We start from the raw sequence: 18,313 nt of genomic DNA, 5'->3' as shown, positions 1-18,313 counted from the left end.
GTCCAGGATTCAGTCGTTTTTTTCATCGCCCTTGCGCGGGACCGCGGCCTGCCTGCGCGCGCTCTGCCATCCGCCGCCGAGGGCCAGGAACAGGTCGACCTGGCGCGCGGCAACCCGGCCCGCGGAGGCCGCCAGCGCGGCCTGCGCGGCGGCGAGGTCGCGCTCGGCATCGAGCTGCGCGAGATAAGGCAGGCGCCCCGCCTCCCAGAGCCGGCGCTGCTGCCGCGCAGCTAGCGCGGCGTGCTCGCTGGCGGCATGCAGGGCCGCGTGGCGTTCCAGCTCATGCGTGTAGGCCGACAGCGCGGTCTCGGTCTCCTGCAGCGCGCGCAGCACCACGCCGTCGAAGCGCGCCAGCGCGGCATCCGCGGCGGCTTCCAGTCCATGTATGCGGTGCCGCACGCCATTGGTCGGCCAGGTCCAGCTCAGCAGCGGCCCCACGCTCCAGCGCGCCGTGGGTCCGCTGCCAAGGTGGCTCAGCACGCCGGTCAGTCCGGCGCTGGCGCCGATGCGGATCGACGGATACAGGTCGGCCGTGGCCACGCCGATGCGCGCGGTGGCGGCGGCGAGCTCGCGTTCGGCCTGGCGGACATCGGGGCGCCGGCGCAGCAGCGCGGCGCCATCGCCGACCGGCAACGGCGCGCGCAGCACGGGCTCGGCATCGCAAGCCACCTCGGCCTCCGCCAGCGCCGCCGGCGCCAGGCCCAGCAACAGCGCCAGCCGATAGCGCGCGGCGCTGCGTGCGGCTTGCAGCGGCGGCAGCGCCGCGCGCAGCGCTTCGCTGCGGGCATCTTCGCGCGCCAACTCGGCGGGCCCGACGCGGCCCGCGGCGAGCAGGCGGCGGATGGCATCCAGCGTGCGCTGCTGCACCGCCAGCTGCTGCGAGGCGGCGTGCAGGTCATGCGTGGCGGCGCAACCTTGCACGTAGGCGCGCACGGTCTGTGCGGCGACGGTGACGCGCACCATGTCCAGCGTCGCCTCGCTGGCCTGGGCACCGGCAAGCGCGGCCTCGTCGGCGCGCGCCAGCTTGCCGAAGACATCGACCAGGTAGGACGCGCCCAGGCCCAGGTCGCCCAGGTTGAACACCGGCGGCTGGGCCTGCTGCAAATAGCTTTCACCCGACAGCTGCGCGCGCGACACGCCGGCGCCGGCGCTGCCCTGCGGCAGGTTTTCGGCTTCCACTTCGTGCAGCAGCGCCAGCGCGCGACGCAGGTTGGCGCTGGCGGCGCGGAGGTCGGTATTGGCCGCCAGGGCCTTGGTCACGAGCCGGTCGAGCCGTTCGTCGTCATAGAGGCGCCACCAGTCGTCGGGCACGGCTGCGATCGCCACGGCCGGTGCCTGCCCTTCTTGCAACGGCCCATTGGCAGCGGCCCCGCGCACCGCCGCGTGATCGGGCACGCGATAGTCCGGTCCCACCGTCGTGCACGCACTCAGGCATGCGCACAGGCATGCCACCCAGGCGCGACGCGGCCTCACGATCGCGGCCCCAGGCGGCGCTCGGCGTCCTGGTCTGCCGCCGCTTCGCGCACCGCCACCGTGGCGGTTCGCCCCGACACCAGGCGCACGTCGGCCGGCACGTCTTCCAGCACGATGCGCACCGGCACGCGCTGCGCCAGCCGCACCCAGTTGAAGGTCGGGTTGACGTTGGGCAGCAGGTTGGAACCCGCGCTGCGGTCGCGGTCCTCGATGCCGGCGGCGATGCTGTGCACGTGGCCGCGCAGGTGGCGGGGCTCGCCCATGATATGCACGTCGACCGGACTGCCGATGTGGATGCGGTGCAGCTTGGTTTCCTCGAAATAGCCTTCCACGTGGAAAGAGCCGGCATCGACCATCGATAGCACCGGTCGCCCGGTCGACACGTAGTCGCCCAGCCGCGGCAGGCGGTCGTTGAGGTAGCCCGCCACCGGACTGCGCACGCTGGTGCGTTGCAGGTTCAGCCGGGCCAGCCGCACCGCGGCTTCCGCCTGCGCCAGCGCGGCCTGGCCTTGCTCCACGCGCGCACGCCCTTGCTCGGCGACTTCGGCGGAGACCACGCCGTCCAGGTCGCGGTTGCGCACGGCCTCGCGCCGCGCCTGCGCCAGCGCGGCACGCTGGGTTGCAAGCGTCGCCAGCGCCTGTTCCAGGGCGAGCGCGTAGCGGTCGCGATCGATCTCGAACAGGACTTCGCCGGCCCGGACATACTGGTTGTCGCGCGCCAGCACGCGCGTGACCAGCCCCGATACGTCGGGCGCGACCTGGACGATGTCGGCACGCACATGGCCGTCGCGGGTCCAGGGCGCGGCGGTGTAGTAGTCCCACAGGTGGCGCAGCACCAGCAGCGCGGCAATGGCGGCCAGCAGCGTCGGCAGCACGGGAAGCAGGGAGCGGAGTCGGAAGGTCATGAGGGCAGTCCGGGCACCGCGGCAAAAACGGCCGCCACGGCGCCCAGGACGATCACGTAGAGGGAAAGGTTGAACAGCGAGCGGTGCCAGATATGGCGGTAGCAACCCAGGGCGGACAGCACCATGCGGATTGCCGTGGCCGCGGCAAAGGCCAGCACGGCCAGCACCAGCACGCCGGGCACGAACACGCCGTAGAGGTCGATTTCACTAAGCATGGGGCGCAGCGATGAGGGTGGGATCAGCGGGGCGAGATCATGGCCGGAAGCGGCAGCAGCGTGACCTGCAGCACCACCAGCGCGCCCAGCGTGCCGCGCTGGCCGGCGCGGCCGCTGGCCGCCACCGCGGCCATGGCCTCGCCCACGGCGCTGGCCAGGTCCGCCGCTACCGCCACGCGCTGGCCCGCGCGCAGTTGCGCGCGAAAATGCCGCGCCACCGCGGCCAGCACGCGCCGCACCGGCTTGCGCGCCGGCGGCGGCAGGTCCGGCAGCGCCTTGCGCAGCGCCAGCGCGCAATAGCCGACCTGCAGCGCATGGAAGCCGTCCGCGGACAAGGGGTCGCCGGCCGCGCCCAGCCGTGGCACCAGTTGGCCGAGCCGGTCGAGCATGCGGGCGCCCAGTCGCGCATCGCCATCGCTGGCGCGCAGCGTGGCCGCCCGAGCCAGGTCGTGCCAACTGGCGCGCACCAGCCGCCGTGCCGCCGCGCGCGCGCCGAACGGGCGTGCCGCCACCGACCACAGCGGTGCGTACACCATGGCCGCGGCGCTGGCCAGGCAGGCATTGAAGAGGGCAAGGAAGTCCGCGTCGAACACGGCCTGCACGTTGGCGAACGCGGCGGTGTTGACCGACAGCAGCATCGCGATCAGCTGGAACCCCGGGCGTGCAATCAGCAGGCCGATGCCGAGATAGGGCAGCGCCAGCAGCGCCGCCAGCGCTTCGAAGGTGTGCGCATGCGGCACCACCAGGAACAGGTAGCCGCACGAAATCAGCAGGCAGATCGCGCTCCAGCGCACGAAGGCGCCTGCCATGCGCCGCGGCTCGTCGACGGCGGCAAAGAAGCAGCACGCGATCGAAGCCACCACCACTGCTCCGGCGCCGTCCTCCCAGCCCGAGAAGATCCACAGCAGGCCGGCGCAGAACACCGCCAGCCCGCTGGACACCGCCCCGAACAGCAGCATGCCGTGGTCATGGTGATGGCCGGCAGCTTCCGTGCCGGCTTCGCCGCGTGGCAACGGCGTGCCGGCGCGGTGATCGCCGAGGCCTTGCTGCAGGGCGCGGCATTCGCCGTACAGATCGCCCAGGCGCTGCAGCTGGTCGGCCGCCGTGGCGGCAAGGTGATCATGCCAGCCACTCGTGCCTGGTACGGACGCGATCCCCAAGCCTTCGGGCGCAGCCGCAGCCGGCCCGGCGGCATCGCCGGCGAGCCACGCGGCCGTCGCCGCCAGCGCCTGGCGCAGCTCTGGCGGGACGCCGCCGGCATGGCAGCGCAGCGCCTGCAGCACGCTGTCCAGCGACGACAGCAGCGGCATCAGCATGGTCATGCGCCGGCGCAGTCCGCGCGCCTGGCGCAGCGTATGGCTGCCTTCGGTGTCATAGGCGAGCTGGCTGATCAGCTGGTCCAGCTGCAGGATGTCGGCGGCCAGCCGGTGCCGGCTGTGGTCGGCGCGCGCGCTGCCCAGGAGGATGTCCGAGGCCCACGCCGCGGCGTCGGCCAGCCACGTATCGGCGCGCGCGCGCAGCGCGGGGGCGACCTTGGCCGGAAACACCACCGAGCCCACCAGCCCGGCGCAGACGATGCCGATCACGATCTCCTCGATCCGGGCCACGGCGATGTCGAAAATCTGCGCGGGCTGGCTGACCGCCGGCAAGGCCACGATCGGCAGCGTGTAGGCCGCCAGCAGGCAGACATAGCTGCGCGGCGTGCGCTGCAGCAGCGACAGGTACACCAGCACGCTGATCCACAGCGCGATCGCGCCCATCAGCACGATCGGCATGTTGACCAGTTGCGGCACCGTCGCCACCGCGGCGGTGGCGCCCAGCACCGTGCCGGCGACGCGATACGCCGCCTTGGAGCGGGTCGCGCCGGTGAGCGGGTGCGAGACGAAATACACCGTCGCCATGGCCCAGTACGGCCGCGCCAGCCCCAGTGCCAACGCGATGTAGAGCGCGAGCATCGCGGCGGCGAATGCCTTCAGCGAGAACAGCCACTGTCGTGCATTCGGCCAGCTAGCCATGGAGCGGGGTCTTGAAGGAAGGTTGGGGGCGCTTGCCAGCGCCTGCCACTCCGCGCTTCATTGGGGGCGCGGTTCGGGCAGGGGCGACAGGTTGGGAGCGAAGTGTAGCCGCACCTGTCACATTCCATTCATGATTTAATATTGGTCTTTCCATTCGCGTTATTCATGGAGCGGCGTCCAAGCCCTCCACGCCAACATGCCCATCGATATCCGCGCGCTGCGCTATTTCGTCGAGACTGCGCGGCTGCGCAGCTTCACCCAGGCCGCCTCCTCGCTGTTCGTGACCCAGTCGACCATCAGCAAGATGGTCCGCCAGCTCGAGGATGAGGTCGGACAGCCGCTGCTGATCCGCGAAGGCAAGAGCGTGCGCCTGACCGACGTCGGCCGCGTGGTCTACGAGCGCGGCCAGGAGGCGCTGGGCGTGGTGCACCGGCTGACGCTGGAGGTCGCCGACCTGTCGTCGCTGGGGCGGGGGCAGTTGACGGTCGGCATCCCGCCGATGGTCAACCTGTTCTTCTCGCCGGCGGTCAGCGCGTTCCGGCAGCGCTATCCCAACCTGTCACTGACGCTGGACGAGCACGGCGGGCAGGTGGTCGAGCAACTGGTGGCCAGCGGCGAGCTGGAGGTGGGAGCCACCGTGCTGCCCGGAGACAGCGGCCTGGCGCTGGAAACGCGCCAGTTCGGCCGCTATCCGATCTGGGCGGTGGGGCCGCGCAAGGCGTCCTGGGCGCGCGGGCGCACCGTGTCGCTGGCGTCGCTGCGCGACGAGCCGCTGGTGATGCTGACCGAGGATTTCTCGCTGACGCGCAAGCTGCGCCAGGCCTTTGCCGAAGCCCGCATCGAGCCGCGCGTGGTGGCACGCAGCGGCCACTGGGACTTCCTGGCGTCGATGGCGGCGGCGGGGCTGGGCACCACCTTCCTGCCCCAGCCGCTGGCCGAGCGCCTGCAGGCGCAGGACACGCTGGCCATGGCGCGCCTGACCGAACCCGCGGTGGACTGGACCATGGCCCATATCTGGTCGCCGGGGCGCTACCTGTCGCACGCGGCGCGGGCGTGGCTGGCGGTGTGCGAAGAGGTGCTGGAGAACGGACGGGCGGGCTGAGCCCGTCGGCTCACTTGCCGCGGCACTGGTCGGGCGGGATGTCGAGCAGCACCAGCGGCTTCGGTCCGGCCGCGTAGTGATAGCGCAGCCGGATCCCCAGCTTGCCCAGCACCGGCACATCCGGGTTGCGGCAGATGCCCCGCTCCAGGATCGGCTTGGCCGTGGCCATGAAATCACGGGTGTCGTCACGGCTGGCATCGATGCCGGAGACTTTCAGGTGGAAGTCGACGATCTTGCCGGGCCGTGCCACGCAGCCGTCGAAGCGCGTGGTGTCGTCGAGATCGACCGGGCCCGCGCGCATCAGCTCCTGGCAGGCCAGGCGCAGTTGCCGGTCGGCGTCGCCGGTGGTCAGGCGCGTGACCCCGCGCATGCCGGTGGGCTTGCCGCGCACCGTGCCCAGCAGCAACGTGGCCAGCTCCGACAGCGGCGGCGGCATGGCTGCGGTGGCGGCTTGCGTGGCGGGAACGGCAAGTGCCATGGCCAGCCACGACACGCCCAGGCGGACGGCGGCGCCGCGCCAGCGGCAGCGGGCAGGGGTGGGAGAGGCGTGGACGGCGGCGGGGGCAGGGGGCATGACGCAGAAGGACGGGGGCGGCGGGTGCGCTGCTACTTTAGCCCTGTGTCCTTGCGGCCGTTGTCAGGCTTTGTCCTACGTTGCAACGTGCGCTCACAGTTCCAGCACCAGCCGGCCGCCGCCGCAGGCGCGCGAGCAACACGCCATCATGCGGTGGTTGGCGTCGCGCTCGGCGCGCGTCAGCACCACGTCACGGTGGTCGACCTGGCCGGCCAGCACGCGCACTTCGCACGAGCCGCACAGGCCTTCCTCGCAGTCGCTCTGCACGTCGATATTGGCGCCGCGCAGCGCGCCCAGCAGGGTCTGCCCCGCAGGCACTTCCAGCACCAGGCCGGAGTCCTTCAACTCAACGGAAAAGGGCTGCTCTTTCGATGCATCCAGGGTGCCCAGCCGCGAGACGAAATGCTCCACGCGCAGCGCGTCGGCCGGCCATGCCGCGCAGCATTCGGCCAGCGCATCCAGCAGGCGCTGCGGCCCGCAGGCATAGATCTGGGTGCGCGGGTCGGGCTGTGCCAGCAGCTTGCCGAAGTCAGCGCGCCGGCCTTCGTCGCTGGCGTGGACATGCAGCCTCGCGCCATGCAGCGCCTGCAGTTCGTCGAGCATGGCCATGGCCTGGCGCGAGCGTCCGCAGTAATGGAAGGTGTAGTCGATGCCGAGCGCGCGGGCGCGCCGCGCCATCGCACTCACCGGCGTCACGCCGATGCCGCCGGCGATGAAGATGGCCCGCCCGCACTGCTCATCGAAGCGGAAATGGTTGCGCGGGCCGCGGATGCGCAGGCGGTCGCCGGCCCTGACGCTGCCGTGGACCCACGCGGAGCCGCCGCGGCTGTCAGGATCGCGCAGCACCGCGATCTCGAGCGCCGCCGCATCGTCCGGATCGCCGCACAGCGAATACTGGCGCGACAGCCCGGTGTCGCCGCATTCCACGTCGATATGCGAGCCGGGCGCCCAGCGCGGCAGCGGCTTGCCGTCGGGCGCCACCAGCCGCAGCCGCAGCACGCCGTCGGCGGCCGGCGTGGCGCGCTCGACCAGCACCGTGCGGGCGATGGTGTGCGCCGACGGCTCGCCGATGCGCACCGGCTGGCGCACCGCCAGCAGGGCCGGGTCGCGGCGCTCGGGGTTCTGTGCCGGGTCCCATTCCACCAGCAGGTGTTCGGGTCCGCGGAACGAGGTGTTGGGCACATAGGTGAAGGTCTGCTCGGCCAGCCGCATATGCGGCAGCCGGCGCGTCAGCTCTTCCAGGAACACCTGCATCTCCATGCGCGCCAGGTTCTTGCCCATGCACTGGTGCGAGCCGTAACCGAAGGTCAGCTGCTCGCTGGCGTTGTCACGGCGGATGTCGAACAGGTCGGCATCGGCGAAATGGCGCTCGTCATGGTTGGCCGACGAGGTCACGATCAGCAGCTTGCTGCCGGCCGGCAGGCGGATGCCGCCCACCTCGGTGTCGCGCGTGACCAGCCGGCGCCACGCCGCCACCGAGCCGTTATGGCGCAGGCATTCCTCGACCGCATTGGGGATCAGCGCGGGGTCTTCGCAGAGCTCGCGCCACGCGTCGGGATGCTGCAGCAACAATTTGATGGCGTTGGCCGACGCGTTGGCGGTGGTCTCGTGCGCGGCGACGATGCCGGCCATCATCATCGAATGCAGGTAGGAATCGGTCACCACCTCGGGCAGCTCCTTCTGCTTGCGCAGCCCGTACTGCATCCAGCCGGGGCCGGACGGGTCCTCGCGCATCTTGTCGAGGATGCGGCCGGCCAGCTGCCAGAAGTTGCCGACGGCGTGCGCCACCGCGACCTGTTCCTCCGGCTTCGGCCGGCCCCAGGTGTTGACGGTATGGGCAATGGAGTACTGGCGCAGCAGGTCCATGTCTTCTTCGGGCACGCCCAGGAAATGCAGCGCCACCGTCAGCGGCACCTCCCACAGCATCTGGTCGACCAGGTCGGCGCGGCCATCGTCGATAAAGCGGTCGACATACTCGCGCGTCAGGCGCCGCACCAGCGGCTCGTGGTGGGCCAGTTCGGCGGGCGTGAACGGGGCCATCAGCGCGCGCCGGCGCGGCATGTGGGCAGGCTCGTCCTCGTTGACCAGGGTGCGGTTCATGGCATAGCCGTAGCTGGCCAGCACGGCGTTGGCCTCGTCGCCGGTGGGGGTGATCTTTTCCAGCGCGATCGACGGGCTGAAGGTCAGGTTGTCGCGGAAGATCGCCTTGATGTCGTCGTAGCGCGTGACCACCCAGTAGCCGAGCTTCGGGCTGTAGAACACCGGCTCCTGCTCGCGCGACCAGCGCACGTATTCGGGCGGGTCCTGCTGGTAGCCGTCGCCGAAGGGGTCGAACTGCGCCGCGTTGTGGCTGACCGGGCAGCCGTTGGGCGCGGTGAGGGTGTTGTGGTCGATCGGGCAGCCGCGCGCGGCGCCGGCGGAGGGGAGGGTCATGCTACGAACTCCTGGCAGGCATCGATGCCTGGCGAAAAGCGCTGCCGTCCGGGCGCGCCGGACGGCCAGCCGGTGTTGCGGCCGGACTCAGTTATCCAGCGTGATCTTCAGGTCGCGGATCAGCCTGGTCCAGCGCGCGGACTCGCTGCGCAGCAGTTCGCTGAACTGCGCCGGCGTGTTGCCCACCGGCTCGACGCCAAAGTCGACCAGCCGCTTGTTGACCGCAGGCTCGCGGATCGCCGCGACCACGTCCTTGTTCAGCGTGTTGATCACCTCCGGCGGGGTGCCGGCCGGCACCACCATGCCCACCAGCGCGGCGGCTTCGACGCGCGCATAGCCCAGCTCGGCGAAGGTCGGCACGTCGGGCAGCTGCGGCAGGCGGGTGGCATTGGCCACGGCCAGCGGGCGCACCTTGCCGCCCTTGATGAAGCCGGCGCCGGCGGCGTAGTCGACCATCATCGCGGCGACCTGGCCGGCGGCCACGTCCGACAGCGCCGGCGCGGCGCCGCGGTAGGGTGCATGCGTCATCGGCAGGCCGGCTTCCACCTTCAGCAGCTCCATCGCCAGGTGGTGCGGGCTGCCCGCGCCGGCCGAGCCGTAGTTGATGCCGCCCTGCGTGGACCTGGCCTGTGCGATGAAATCCTTGGCCGTCTTGGCGGGGCTGGCCGCGCCCACCACCAGGATCATCGGGAAACGGCCCAGCAGCGTCACCGGGGCCAGGTCCTTGCCGGGATGGTAGGACAGCGACTTGTACAGCACGGGATTGAACACCAGCGTGCCGTTGTCGGCCGACAGCACGGTATAGCCGTCGGCAGCGGCGCGCGCGGTCTCGGCCGCGCCGATGGCGGTGTTGCCGCCGGGCTTGTTGTCCACCACCACCGGTTGCCCGACCTTGGCCGACAGCCCCTGGCCGATGGTGCGGGCCAGGAAATCGGAGCCGCCGCCGGCGGCGTAAGGGACGATCCAGCGGATCGGCTTGGCGGGATAGGGATCGGCGGCGTGTGCGGCGCTCGCGGCAAGCATCGGCAAGGCGAGTGCGCCGATGGCCAGGCGCACGGCATGGGCAAAGCGGGGGCGGGGCATGGTTTGCTTGTCTCCTGAGGGATGGACCGGGTCCTGGCCCGGTGTTCTGCTTTGCGTAAATCATATACGCATTGCGTAACGATTGAATGCGGGTTAACCTTGAACCGGCACCCCGTCACGGTGTGGCATCGTCCGCTGTCGCCGTGAACACCCGCATTTTTCGCGTAGCTCCGTCCCGCCATGCCCCGATCGAAACCCCCCGCACCCGCCATCGAGACCGCCACCATCCGCCCGCGCGAGCGGCGCCAGCGCGTGCAGTCGGCCGTCACCGGGATGGCCGTATTGAAGGGCCTGGCGCGCCTGGGCGGGCGTGCCAGCCTGACCGCGCTGGCCGCGCATATCGACGAAAGCCCGGCCAAGGTGCACCGCTATCTGGTCAGCCTGCTGGAAGAAGGCCTGGTGGCGCAGGAACCCGGCACGCAGCAATACCACCTCGGCTTCGAAGCGCTGCAGATCGGCATGGCGGCGATGCGCCAGGCCGACCCGATCCGGCTGGCCGAGGCGTCGCTGGTGCGCCTGCGCGAGACCCTGGAGGTGACCTGCTTCGTCGCGGTGATGGGCAACAAGGGCCCGACCATCATGCGCTTCGAGGAACCGGGCCTGCCGGTGACGGTAAACGTGCGCGCGGGCTCGGTGATGCCGCTGCTGTGGTCCGCCACCGGGCGCGTGTTCCTGGGCCTGCTCGATGAAAAGGGCGTTCAGGCGCAAGCCAGGGAAGAACTGGCGGCCGCCAGCCCGGCGCGGCTGGCGCAGCTCGATGCCGGCGACCCCATCGGCGCGTTGCGCCGCGCGGTGCAGGCCGATGACTGCGCCTGGGTGCGCGACACCAACCTGACCGGCATCAGCGCGGTGGCGGCGCCGGTGCGCGACTACACCGGGCGTGTGTGCGCGGTGCTGACCGCGCTCGGTGCCACCGGCGGCTTCGACCCCGCCATCGACGGGCCCATCGGCAGCGCCGTGCGGCGCGAGGCGCGCGCGGTCAGCGCGGCGCTGGGGTTCAACCCCGCGGCGTGAGGGCGGGGGCCGACGCATCCGGGCGCAGCGCCGGGCAGGCGTTGGCGACCTCCGCATCGACGCGTTCCGGCCGGCCCAGCAGCGCGATCAGGCCGCACGCCAGCGTGCCGCGCCACTGCAGGTAGTCGTGCCCGCTGGCATGCTCGGCATGCACCACCGGATAGCCCCTGGCGACCAGCACGTCGCGCATGTGCCGCGTGGTGGTCAGGATGTTGACGGCACCGCGACCGTCCTCGAAACGCCCGGCTTCCAGGTAGAAGCGCAGCGGCAGCCGCGGGCTGGCGGCGTATTCCCGGATCAGCCATTGGGGCTGCCGTGGCGGCTGGTCGGGCGCGCCGCCGGGTCCCCACCAGAACGAGCCCGACTGGCTCAGCACCAGCCCGAAACGCTCCGGATGCCGCAGCCCCGCATACGCCGCCGCCAGCCCGCCGTAGCTGGAGCCGGCGACCACGGTGCGGTCGGCCGGCGCGTCCAGTCCGAGCGTGGCAGCCCAGGGCATCAGTTCGTTGGCGAGGAAGTCGGCGAAGGCCGGGTTTGGCGGCAGCTGCGCGGCCCGCGCCGCGGCGCTCGGATTGGCCACGATCAGCGCGGCGACGGGCGGCAGCAGGCCGGCGTCGATCAGGTTGTCGAGCAGGGTCGGCGTGGGCACCAGCGACAGGTAGGCGTGGGCGTCGAACAGCACCAGCGTGGCCGTGGGCCGGGCGCGGGCCGGGCGGTAGACGTAGATGTCGCGCGCCTCGCCCAGGATGCGGCTGTCGAGGCGGTAGGGCGTGACCGTGCCGGCTGGCACCCCCGCGCGCGGCGCCAGCCATGGCTGTGGCGGCGCGGCCGGCAGTTCCAGCACGGACTTGAGCTGGAACGGATCCACGTCATGGTCCGGGAAGGTGCGGGGGTTGAGCGGATCGCGCTGCACCGTGGCCAGGATGGGGTCATGCCAACATACGGCCAAAGCGCTATCATAAGCCTCGCAGTTATATCGAAACCAAGAATCCAGCTAAATTCGATATAAAGGCGGAATCGCTGGCCGGCGCATCAACCGACTCGCTACGGAGCGGAGAACGCCGCCCCGATTTGCCGCGCGCGTTTCACCTCGTCGCCGTGCAGGTAGATCGAGGTGGTCGAGATCGACGCATGCCGTAGGTTGTCCCGAACCGTCGTCAATTCCGCGCCGCGCGCCAGCGCATGGGTCGCATGCGTGTGTCGCATCCAGTGCGGACTGGCCTGCCGCAGCTTCTCGGCGACAACCGGGCTGTCGGCCTGGATCAAGTCCACCGCTTGCACGAAGAACCGCCGCAATATGCCCCACAGTCGCGTGCCGGTGATGCCGCTGGCCGGATCCTGGCCAAGGCCACCGATCAAGGGGGTATTCGGGTCCCAGCGTGACGGCGTAACCGGCAGGCCGCGCTCCACCAGATACCGATCGAGCGCCGTGCGCGCTAGCGGCGGCAGCGCCACCTTGCCCGCCTTGGCCCCTTTGCCGACCAGGCTGAGCCAGTGGTCGCCATGCCCATCGATTTCAATGCCGCCAAGGGTCGCGCTGACGAGTTCGCTGGCGCGCAGGCCGGTGGCATACGCGAAATCGAGTACGAACCGCAGGCGCTGGGCCGCCGGCGCCTCCCACCCGTAGGACCACTCGAGTCCGTTGGCGAGCGTACGCACCAGCAACCATTCCCCCTCCGTAAAGGCATGGGAAGTATCCAACGCGGCGGCACGCGCGCTGCCGCGCACCTTGATGCCCGCAAAGGGGTTGGCCAACACGTACCGCTGCTGGATCAGCCAGCGGAACATGGCCCCGAGCACCGACAAGGCATAAGCGGTTGAACGTGGCGACAGGCCTTGCACGAACGGTCGCCATTCGGCGGAGGTACGCGGCCGAGGCGGTCCGACCCAGCGCCGGTGCGGCGTCGGCCGGCGCAGGAAGCTGCGGTACGCAATCGCGTCTTCGGTCGTGAGCGACGACAGGGGCCGCTCGCGCTCGACGATGGCCCACAGGATCAGGCGCTCGGCCTCCTTGCGGTAGGCCCGCTGTGTGGCCGGTGACTCGTGCAACGCCAGCCAGGCCTGCACCGCCGTGTAGTCATTGTCCGCATTGAGGGTGCAGGTCTGGCGCGGGGCACGAAAGGTGCCCGAGGAGCCATCGACCTCGTGGGGCAGGCGCAGGTGCTCCCAGGGCACGATCACCCCGCCGTCCGCCACGGCGATCAGCGCGCGAGCGCGTTCGGTGAGCTGCGGATGCTCGGCAAAAAAGGCCTCGATCCGCCGGGCGCTGGCCGGGCCCAAGCCCGGTACCGCGGCCCACCAGCGACGCCGGCGCGGAATGCGCACCGTCAGATCCGCCAGCGTCTGGATGCCGTGCGCGCACAACGCCGCGACGGCCCGAGGCGGCAGCCACAGGCCGATATCGTCGCCGATTTGCGGTGGCGGCGGGGGCAGGCGGCGCAGCGTGTCGATCGCCTGGCTGACGGACTTCGCCCGCCCGACTCGCTCGGCCGCGCCGTGCTCGAACCAGGCGGCCAGGTCCGGCCGTTGCCGGCGCCGCGCGAGTTCGGCCAGCTGGCGCCGGATGTGACCGAGGATGCCGCGCGCCGACTGGCCGCTGCTCTTGCGCTCGCCCAGGTAGCGCACCACCGCGTCGCGGGCCGATAGCCCTTCGTACCACGCGCGCAGCGCGGCCAGCGAGGCGGTATCCGGGAAATCCGCCGGCTCGACAGGGGCGGACGGGACGATGGCAGTCTGACGGGTTTTCATCGGTATCAGTTTAGTCTACCCATCATACTATTACGATAAGAAGAGTTATCGTAATAGGAATATCAACAAGGCGTCGCTCAAGAATGAGAACTCCGTGCGGTGAGTCGGACTATGGCATGAAGGATCTCGACGATAGCGCAAGATGCCCCCTGATGATCCACGGCCTCGAGGACGAGCAAAGTGCGCTGGATTTCAGCATTTCAGCGTTGCTATGCCTATCTTCTGATCTGACTACTTGTGCCATTTGGCGCACCCAACCCAGTGATCACCATTTTTGGGGGAGCGCTGAGCACTTCGCGCCCCGCCGGCACCACCCGCTGGCGGGGCTTTTCCATTCAACAACCCTGACAGGCTCAGCCCCAAATCAACCATATGGCTCATACCAAGCCTTGAGGTCTATTGTGTAACCTTTCCGAACAGCCCGCCGACGGGGGCCCGGAATTGCAGGTGAACAACGAGATCAGAGACCCTGACTGGGTTACGCGGCATCGCCGCCTTCTTGATAGCGCTCTCCACGTTCACAGCCAAGTAACGGCGGCGGGCTGTCCCGGCTTTTTCACCACGGGTAGCTCCCTGTCAGCAGAATGCGCGCATTTGGGGAGTAGGTGAGTTTGGAGGGATGGCCCCTCTCACCCGGCCTGCTCCGCAGCGGCCAATCCGCGCTGGGCCGCTGTGGGCGTAATGCCTGCAGCAGGAGCGAGACGCGCATAGCCGCGCACGCGAGACACTGCAGCAAGAAGCGATCGCGCGCCACACGGCCGAGCAGCAAGTCGCCGACCCCAAGGAGCGCCTGGCCGAGAACGAAGCCCACCGGCGCTCACTCGAGGAAAAACACCAGCACGCGCGCGAAGCCCTCGATCACTACCGCCAGGCAGTCAAGGACCAGCGCGACCAGGACCAGCGCCGGCACAAGCGGCAACTCCAGCAACTGCAGGCTGAATTACGCCAGGCGCAGCAGACCATCGTCGTCAAGCAGGAGGAGGTGACCCATCTGACCCAGGAGGGCGCGCGCCTGGTGGCCGAACTGTCCCCCACGCGCCAGGCCCTTCAGGAGGCACAAGAATTTAGTCGGCGCCAAGCGCAAAAGCTCGAAGCGCTGCAGCCGATCGAGCAGCGTAACGGCGTGCTGGCGGCGCAGATTGCCGACAAAGATAGCCACGCCCGGGCGCTAAAGGAGCAACTGACGGCGGCGTTGGCACAAGCTGGCGGCCTGTCGACGCAGGTGCGCGATCTTGAGCTGGCCCTGGCGCAGTCACAGGCCAAATACGAGGCGCAGCAAGGCATCGTGGCTGAGTTGCGCACCTATCTCGTGGCCAGCGAGCGGCCGACAGGCGGGTAGACGCGGTGACGAGCCGAAATACCCGTAGAGGTGGGGGCGTAGCGGTGTAGCTGTCGAGCGCGCGATACGCGCGGTTGCGCCGGTGGTTACGAAACAAGCATAAGGTCAGGCGACGCAATTAGAACACAGCCTTTCGATGACCAGCCGACCGAAGCCGCGACAGTCGTCAGTATTGGATTGGATGTCCGCTCGTCGCCTTTCACCGGACATCCGCGGCATGAAGGAAGGACGTGCCCTTCGGAATCCGCTCTCCCTCCTCAGTTCTTTGCCGGCCTATCACTTGCCCCGGTAATTGGGAAAGAACAACTGTTCCCCTTCAACCTTGTAAGCTGCGATTTCCCGCTGTCCCTCCGGGGAGGTCAGCCACTCAATAAATTTCGTCGCATCGGCATAGTTGGTGCCAGGATGCTTGGCCGGATTAACAGCGATCACGCCATAGGGATTGAACATCTTCGGGTCGCCCTGCAGAACGATCGCCAGGCCCGTCTTGGCACGATAGGCACCATAGGTAGCCCGGTCGGATAAGGTGTAGCCGGGAAGTTGAGCTGCCATGGTCAGGACTTCACCCATGCCCAGTCCAGCGCTGACATACCAGGGCTGGCCTTTGGGTTCAACGCCGGCTTGCTTCCAGTAATCCTTCTCCATCACGTCAGTGCCGGAGTTGTCACCGCGCGAGACGAATTTGCTCCCGCTGGTGGCAAGCTTCCTGAAGCCACTGATTACGTCTTTTTCGCCTTTAATTTTTGCGGGGTCGTTGGCTGGACCGACGACGATGAAGTCGTTGTACATCACGTCGCGCCGATTGACGCCGTAGCCAGCGGCAACGAACTCGTCCTCCATTTTGCGGGCGTGTACCAACAACACGTCGACATCGCCCATCTCACCCATCTTCATGGCTTTGCCCGACCCCACCGCTATCACTTTCACGCTAACGCCACTCTGGCGCTCGAATTTGGGCAGCAGGGCCTTGAGCAAACCAGAGTTTTCGGTGCTGGTGGTAGTCGCCAGCTTCAGTTCACCGGCATAAGCAAAGCCGGTGGCGGCAAAGCCAAGCGCCGCCAGGCCGGCAGCGATACGGCGAGGAAAGGAAGACGCCATGTGGACCCTCCAGTTATGTTTTGCGGAACATGATTGCCCCGCGTCGTCAGATCGGAAAAAATGCGGGAGTATGTTTGCTACAACGGCAAACCATTGTGGCCGTCTGCACTTGCAAAAGTAAATATGAACCGGATTGCATATGTCACTTCATTTTGAGCTGTTTCCGGTCCTCGGTGCGAACGACAACCCACGTGCCAATGGTAAGGTGTTCCAGTTGCTCAAGGCAGTGCGGGAGACCGGCTCGCTGCTGCAGGCGGCGCAGACGCTTGACGTCTCATACCGACACGCTTGGGGGACTTTGCGAGCTTGGGAGGAGATGGTTGGTCACCAAGTTCTTGAGGCGGAACGCGGCCGGGGAGCATCGTTGACGCGCTTCGGCGAACGCCTGCTTCGGGCGGAAATGCGTCTGCGCGAGACCATCACGCCTGCCGTGCAAGCAGCGATGGTCCAGTTCATGAGCGACGTGGAGGAAGCAGGACGTCCACGGACCGCCGTGCGCTTTTCCGGCAGTCATGATCCAGCGGTGGAGCAACTGTGTTTGGCCCTGCAAGAAACCGCGCCTTCTTACCAGTTCGAATCGGTCTTCTGTGGCAGCGTCGAAGCCCTGATCTGCCTGCACGAGCGTCAAGCGGATTTAGCCGGCTTCTATGTGTCTCCGGTTCAGGGGATCGGTTCGGTTGCACACATTACCTTGAAAAAGTGGCTGCGCCCGGCAACGGTACGGCTGGTGCGCCTCGCATGGCGTGAAGAAGGCCTGATCGTTGCACCACACATGGCTAGCGAGATCAACGGATTGCGTGATCTGGTGCGTACAGGCGCCCGATTCGTCAATCGGCAGCGCAGCTCTAATGCGCGCATGTTGTTCGATCAGCTCTTGGCCAAGCACGGCATCTATTCCGATCAGATTGTTGGTTACGACGAGACCGAGTTCGCCAACGAAAAGGTGGCGGAGGCCGTCCATGCCGGCCGAGCGCAGGTTGGCTTTGGGCTTCGAGTGAGCGCTGAAGCACTTGGCTTGAGTTTTGTGCCGTTGACGCAAGAGGCCTACTATCTGGCGCTGCGCAAGGGAGACCAAAGTGCCCCATGGATGCAGGTTCTGATTAGCACGCTCGGCACTCTGGATTTTGCCCGCAGGCTTCGAGCGCTGGCAGGCTACCTGCCAGCAAAGCCGGACGGAATCATGACGCCGGAGGAAGCATTGCCCTGGTATGGGGCGGACGGAAAAGACCGGCCTTGAGCGATCGGCATTCACGTGAAGGCGTCATCGCACACAAGGCAATTAGCGCGGAATTCGTTGATCGCCGCCTCGCAACCATTGCCGGCGAGCCTGAAGGGAACGGTTTGATGAAGGAGGCCCAGTGCCGCTAGATAACAACACATGTCGTCCCTTGCGGCGATTGTCCTTTCTCGTGGTCTTGCCATTCTTGGCTGCGGCGTGCGGCACTCTAAAAGAGCCGCTAGGTGTCGCTCATAACTCTACAACTCCCGCGCCACTCCACGGGGCGGGATCCGAAGGCTCGAGCGTCGGAGGCGGGGTGAGCAAGCAGTTTCGGATTAGCGGTGCAGTCATGCGCCCAGCCTCGTTCGATCTTGCTACGTTACAGGCAATGCCGGCGGTTACTCGGACTGTTGGCAACACCACCTATACCGGCGTTAGCCTGTGGAACCTGATTAACGCCGCTGATATCAGCGTGAATCGCGCTGTGAAGAATGACATCCTGCGCGGATATGTGGTCGCAACCGGCAGCGATGGCTATCAGGTCGTTATCTCACTCGGCGAGATATCGCCTGAATTCGGCAACCAGCCCGACTTGATTGCATACCGCGCCGACGGGGCTCCTTTGACATCAAACGGCTTTGCTCGGCTGGTTGTGCCCAATGACATCAAAGGGGGGCGCTTTGTCTCGAATCTGGTCAGCTTGGAGGTGCGGGCGGCGGCACCAGCGCCATAGAAAACGTATGCGAGCGTCTTCGTAGTTCGATTTCAGGTAATTTCATTTCGTCGCGCGCTTCCACTCCGGCTCCTCGGATGACAAATGTGTAGCAGGAAGCGGTCGTTCAAAGGCAACGAATGGGAATTGCCTATGCGGCATAGCCATAGCCCACCACGCCCCATCGCTGCATCCCGCGGTTTCCTCCCTCGAGGATTGTTCAACGCCTGCCCACACGCGCCACGGCCTCTCACAGCCCTGCAGACGGGGGCAGACATCGAACAATCCGATATGACTTTCCGTGTCAATCGGAATGTGTGGTTTGCAGTGGTTTCATACGCGAATGAATTCCCTGAGGGCGGCGTAACAGTAAATCTCGACGG

Annotated in this window: 15 protein-coding genes; 5 read left to right on the top strand and 10 right to left on the bottom strand. The window is 68.0% G+C overall.

Features of this window, described 5'->3' with window-relative positions; genetic code table 11:
• Positions 1 to 9: 9 nt before the first annotated feature.
• Genes A3AG_RS0106135 through A3AG_RS0106120 form a run of 4 tightly spaced genes read right to left on the bottom strand, consistent with a single transcriptional unit; the run spans position 10 to position 4,608 of the window.
• Positions 10 to 1,473, bottom strand: coding sequence for an efflux transporter outer membrane subunit (locus A3AG_RS0106135; RefSeq protein WP_018004577.1), 1,464 nt, complete (start codon positions 1,471 to 1,473; stop codon positions 10 to 12).
• Positions 1,470 to 2,378, bottom strand: a complete 909-nt coding sequence (locus A3AG_RS0106130) for an efflux RND transporter periplasmic adaptor subunit (RefSeq protein WP_018004576.1) — start codon at positions 2,376 to 2,378, stop codon at positions 1,470 to 1,472. The genes A3AG_RS0106135 and A3AG_RS0106130 overlap by 4 nt, the downstream gene beginning before the upstream one ends.
• On the bottom strand, positions 2,375 to 2,593 hold the full coding sequence (locus A3AG_RS0106125) for a DUF1656 domain-containing protein (protein WP_018004575.1): 219 nt from the start codon (positions 2,591 to 2,593) through the stop codon (positions 2,375 to 2,377). The genes A3AG_RS0106130 and A3AG_RS0106125 overlap by 4 nt, the downstream gene beginning before the upstream one ends.
• 23 nt (positions 2,594 to 2,616) lie before the next feature.
• Complete coding sequence (locus tag A3AG_RS0106120) at positions 2,617 to 4,608, bottom strand: FUSC family protein (RefSeq protein WP_018004574.1); 1,992 nt, start codon at positions 4,606 to 4,608, stop codon at positions 2,617 to 2,619.
• Positions 4,609 to 4,804: 196 nt separating this feature from the next.
• Here A3AG_RS0106120 and A3AG_RS0106115 point away from each other — a divergent pair, with 196 nt between their 5' ends.
• Entirely contained in the window at positions 4,805 to 5,710 is a 906-nt protein-coding gene (locus A3AG_RS0106115; RefSeq protein ID WP_018004573.1) for a LysR family transcriptional regulator, read from the top strand.
• A gap of 10 nt (positions 5,711 to 5,720) precedes the next feature.
• Here A3AG_RS0106115 and A3AG_RS0106110 read toward each other — a convergent pair whose 3' ends face one another.
• From A3AG_RS0106110 to A3AG_RS0106100, 3 genes are all read right to left on the bottom strand, one after another.
• Positions 5,721 to 6,284: a hypothetical protein gene (locus A3AG_RS0106110; RefSeq protein ID WP_018004572.1), complete on the bottom strand. Its 564-nt coding sequence runs from the start codon at positions 6,282 to 6,284 to the stop codon at positions 5,721 to 5,723.
• Between the two features lie 93 nt (positions 6,285 to 6,377).
• Entirely contained in the window at positions 6,378 to 8,717 is a 2,340-nt protein-coding gene (locus tag A3AG_RS0106105) for a cytochrome P450/oxidoreductase (protein WP_018004571.1), read from the bottom strand.
• An 87-nt stretch (positions 8,718 to 8,804) separates the two neighbouring features.
• On the bottom strand, positions 8,805 to 9,800 hold the full coding sequence (locus A3AG_RS0106100) for a Bug family tripartite tricarboxylate transporter substrate binding protein (RefSeq protein ID WP_018004570.1): 996 nt from the start codon (positions 9,798 to 9,800) through the stop codon (positions 8,805 to 8,807).
• Positions 9,801 to 9,980: 180 nt separating this feature from the next.
• On the opposite strand from A3AG_RS0106100, the gene A3AG_RS0106095 reads away from it, so the two are divergent.
• A complete protein-coding gene (locus tag A3AG_RS0106095; protein ID WP_018004569.1) occupies positions 9,981 to 10,814 on the top strand; it encodes an IclR family transcriptional regulator in 834 nt (277 codons plus the stop codon).
• Here the strand turns inward: A3AG_RS0106095 and A3AG_RS31450 are convergent.
• On the bottom strand, positions 10,798 to 11,763 hold the full coding sequence (locus A3AG_RS31450) for an alpha/beta hydrolase (protein ID WP_018004568.1): 966 nt from the start codon (positions 11,761 to 11,763) through the stop codon (positions 10,798 to 10,800). The genes A3AG_RS0106095 and A3AG_RS31450 overlap by 17 nt on opposite strands.
• A gap of 95 nt (positions 11,764 to 11,858) precedes the next feature.
• The gene (locus A3AG_RS0106085) at positions 11,859 to 13,562 is read right to left on the bottom strand and encodes a site-specific integrase (RefSeq protein WP_018004567.1); all 1,704 of its coding nucleotides are present in this window, start codon (positions 13,560 to 13,562) and stop codon (positions 11,859 to 11,861) included.
• Positions 13,563 to 14,544: 982 nt separating this feature from the next.
• Between A3AG_RS0106085 and A3AG_RS32200 the strand changes: the two genes are divergently transcribed.
• Entirely contained in the window at positions 14,545 to 14,901 is a 357-nt protein-coding gene (locus A3AG_RS32200) for a hypothetical protein (protein ID WP_018004565.1), read from the top strand.
• Between the two features lie 276 nt (positions 14,902 to 15,177).
• Here A3AG_RS32200 and A3AG_RS0106070 read toward each other — a convergent pair whose 3' ends face one another.
• Entirely contained in the window at positions 15,178 to 15,999 is an 822-nt protein-coding gene (locus tag A3AG_RS0106070; protein WP_018004564.1) for an ABC transporter substrate-binding protein, read from the bottom strand.
• A 139-nt stretch (positions 16,000 to 16,138) separates the two neighbouring features.
• Between A3AG_RS0106070 and A3AG_RS0106065 the strand changes: the two genes are divergently transcribed.
• Together A3AG_RS0106065 and A3AG_RS33930 are read left to right on the top strand one after the other, a co-directional pair.
• Positions 16,139 to 17,236, top strand: coding sequence for a substrate-binding domain-containing protein (locus A3AG_RS0106065; RefSeq protein ID WP_018004563.1), 1,098 nt, complete (start codon positions 16,139 to 16,141; stop codon positions 17,234 to 17,236).
• 298 nt (positions 17,237 to 17,534) lie between these two features.
• Positions 17,535 to 17,951: a molybdopterin-dependent oxidoreductase gene (locus tag A3AG_RS33930; RefSeq protein WP_145987501.1), complete on the top strand. Its 417-nt coding sequence runs from the start codon at positions 17,535 to 17,537 to the stop codon at positions 17,949 to 17,951.
• The last annotated feature ends 362 nt before the right edge of the window (positions 17,952 to 18,313 follow it).

It is taken from the genome of Cupriavidus neocaledonicus (assembly GCF_000372525.1).
Classification (GTDB): Bacteria; Pseudomonadota; Gammaproteobacteria; order Burkholderiales; family Burkholderiaceae; genus Cupriavidus; species Cupriavidus neocaledonicus.
The sequence above is the reverse complement of the archived record's forward strand: the minus strand, read 5'-3'. Positions and strand labels throughout refer to the sequence as shown.

Excerpts from the sequence above, each read along its gene's own strand:
- A3AG_RS0106120 (WP_018004574.1), bottom strand. The coding sequence starts at position 4,608 with ATGGCTAGCTGGCCGAATGCACGACAGTGGCTGTTCTCGCTGAAGGCA.
- A3AG_RS0106100 (WP_018004570.1), bottom strand. The coding sequence starts at position 9,800 with ATGCCCCGCCCCCGCTTTGCCCATGCCGTGCGCCTGGCCATCGGCGCA.
- A3AG_RS0106105 (WP_018004571.1), bottom strand. The coding sequence starts at position 8,717 with ATGACCCTCCCCTCCGCCGGCGCCGCGCGCGGCTGCCCGATCGACCAC.
- A3AG_RS0106065 (WP_018004563.1), top strand. The coding sequence starts at position 16,139 with ATGTCACTTCATTTTGAGCTGTTTCCGGTCCTCGGTGCGAACGACAAC.
- A3AG_RS0106115 (WP_018004573.1), top strand. The coding sequence starts at position 4,805 with ATGCCCATCGATATCCGCGCGCTGCGCTATTTCGTCGAGACTGCGCGG.
- A3AG_RS0106110 (WP_018004572.1), bottom strand. The coding sequence starts at position 6,284 with ATGCCCCCTGCCCCCGCCGCCGTCCACGCCTCTCCCACCCCTGCCCGC.
- A3AG_RS0106095 (WP_018004569.1), top strand. The coding sequence starts at position 9,981 with ATGCCCCGATCGAAACCCCCCGCACCCGCCATCGAGACCGCCACCATC.
- A3AG_RS0106130 (WP_018004576.1), bottom strand. The coding sequence starts at position 2,378 with ATGACCTTCCGACTCCGCTCCCTGCTTCCCGTGCTGCCGACGCTGCTG.
- A3AG_RS0106085 (WP_018004567.1), bottom strand. The coding sequence starts at position 13,562 with ATGAAAACCCGTCAGACTGCCATCGTCCCGTCCGCCCCTGTCGAGCCG.
- A3AG_RS0106070 (WP_018004564.1), bottom strand. The coding sequence starts at position 15,999 with ATGGCGTCTTCCTTTCCTCGCCGTATCGCTGCCGGCCTGGCGGCGCTT.
- A3AG_RS0106125 (WP_018004575.1), bottom strand. The coding sequence starts at position 2,593 with ATGCTTAGTGAAATCGACCTCTACGGCGTGTTCGTGCCCGGCGTGCTG.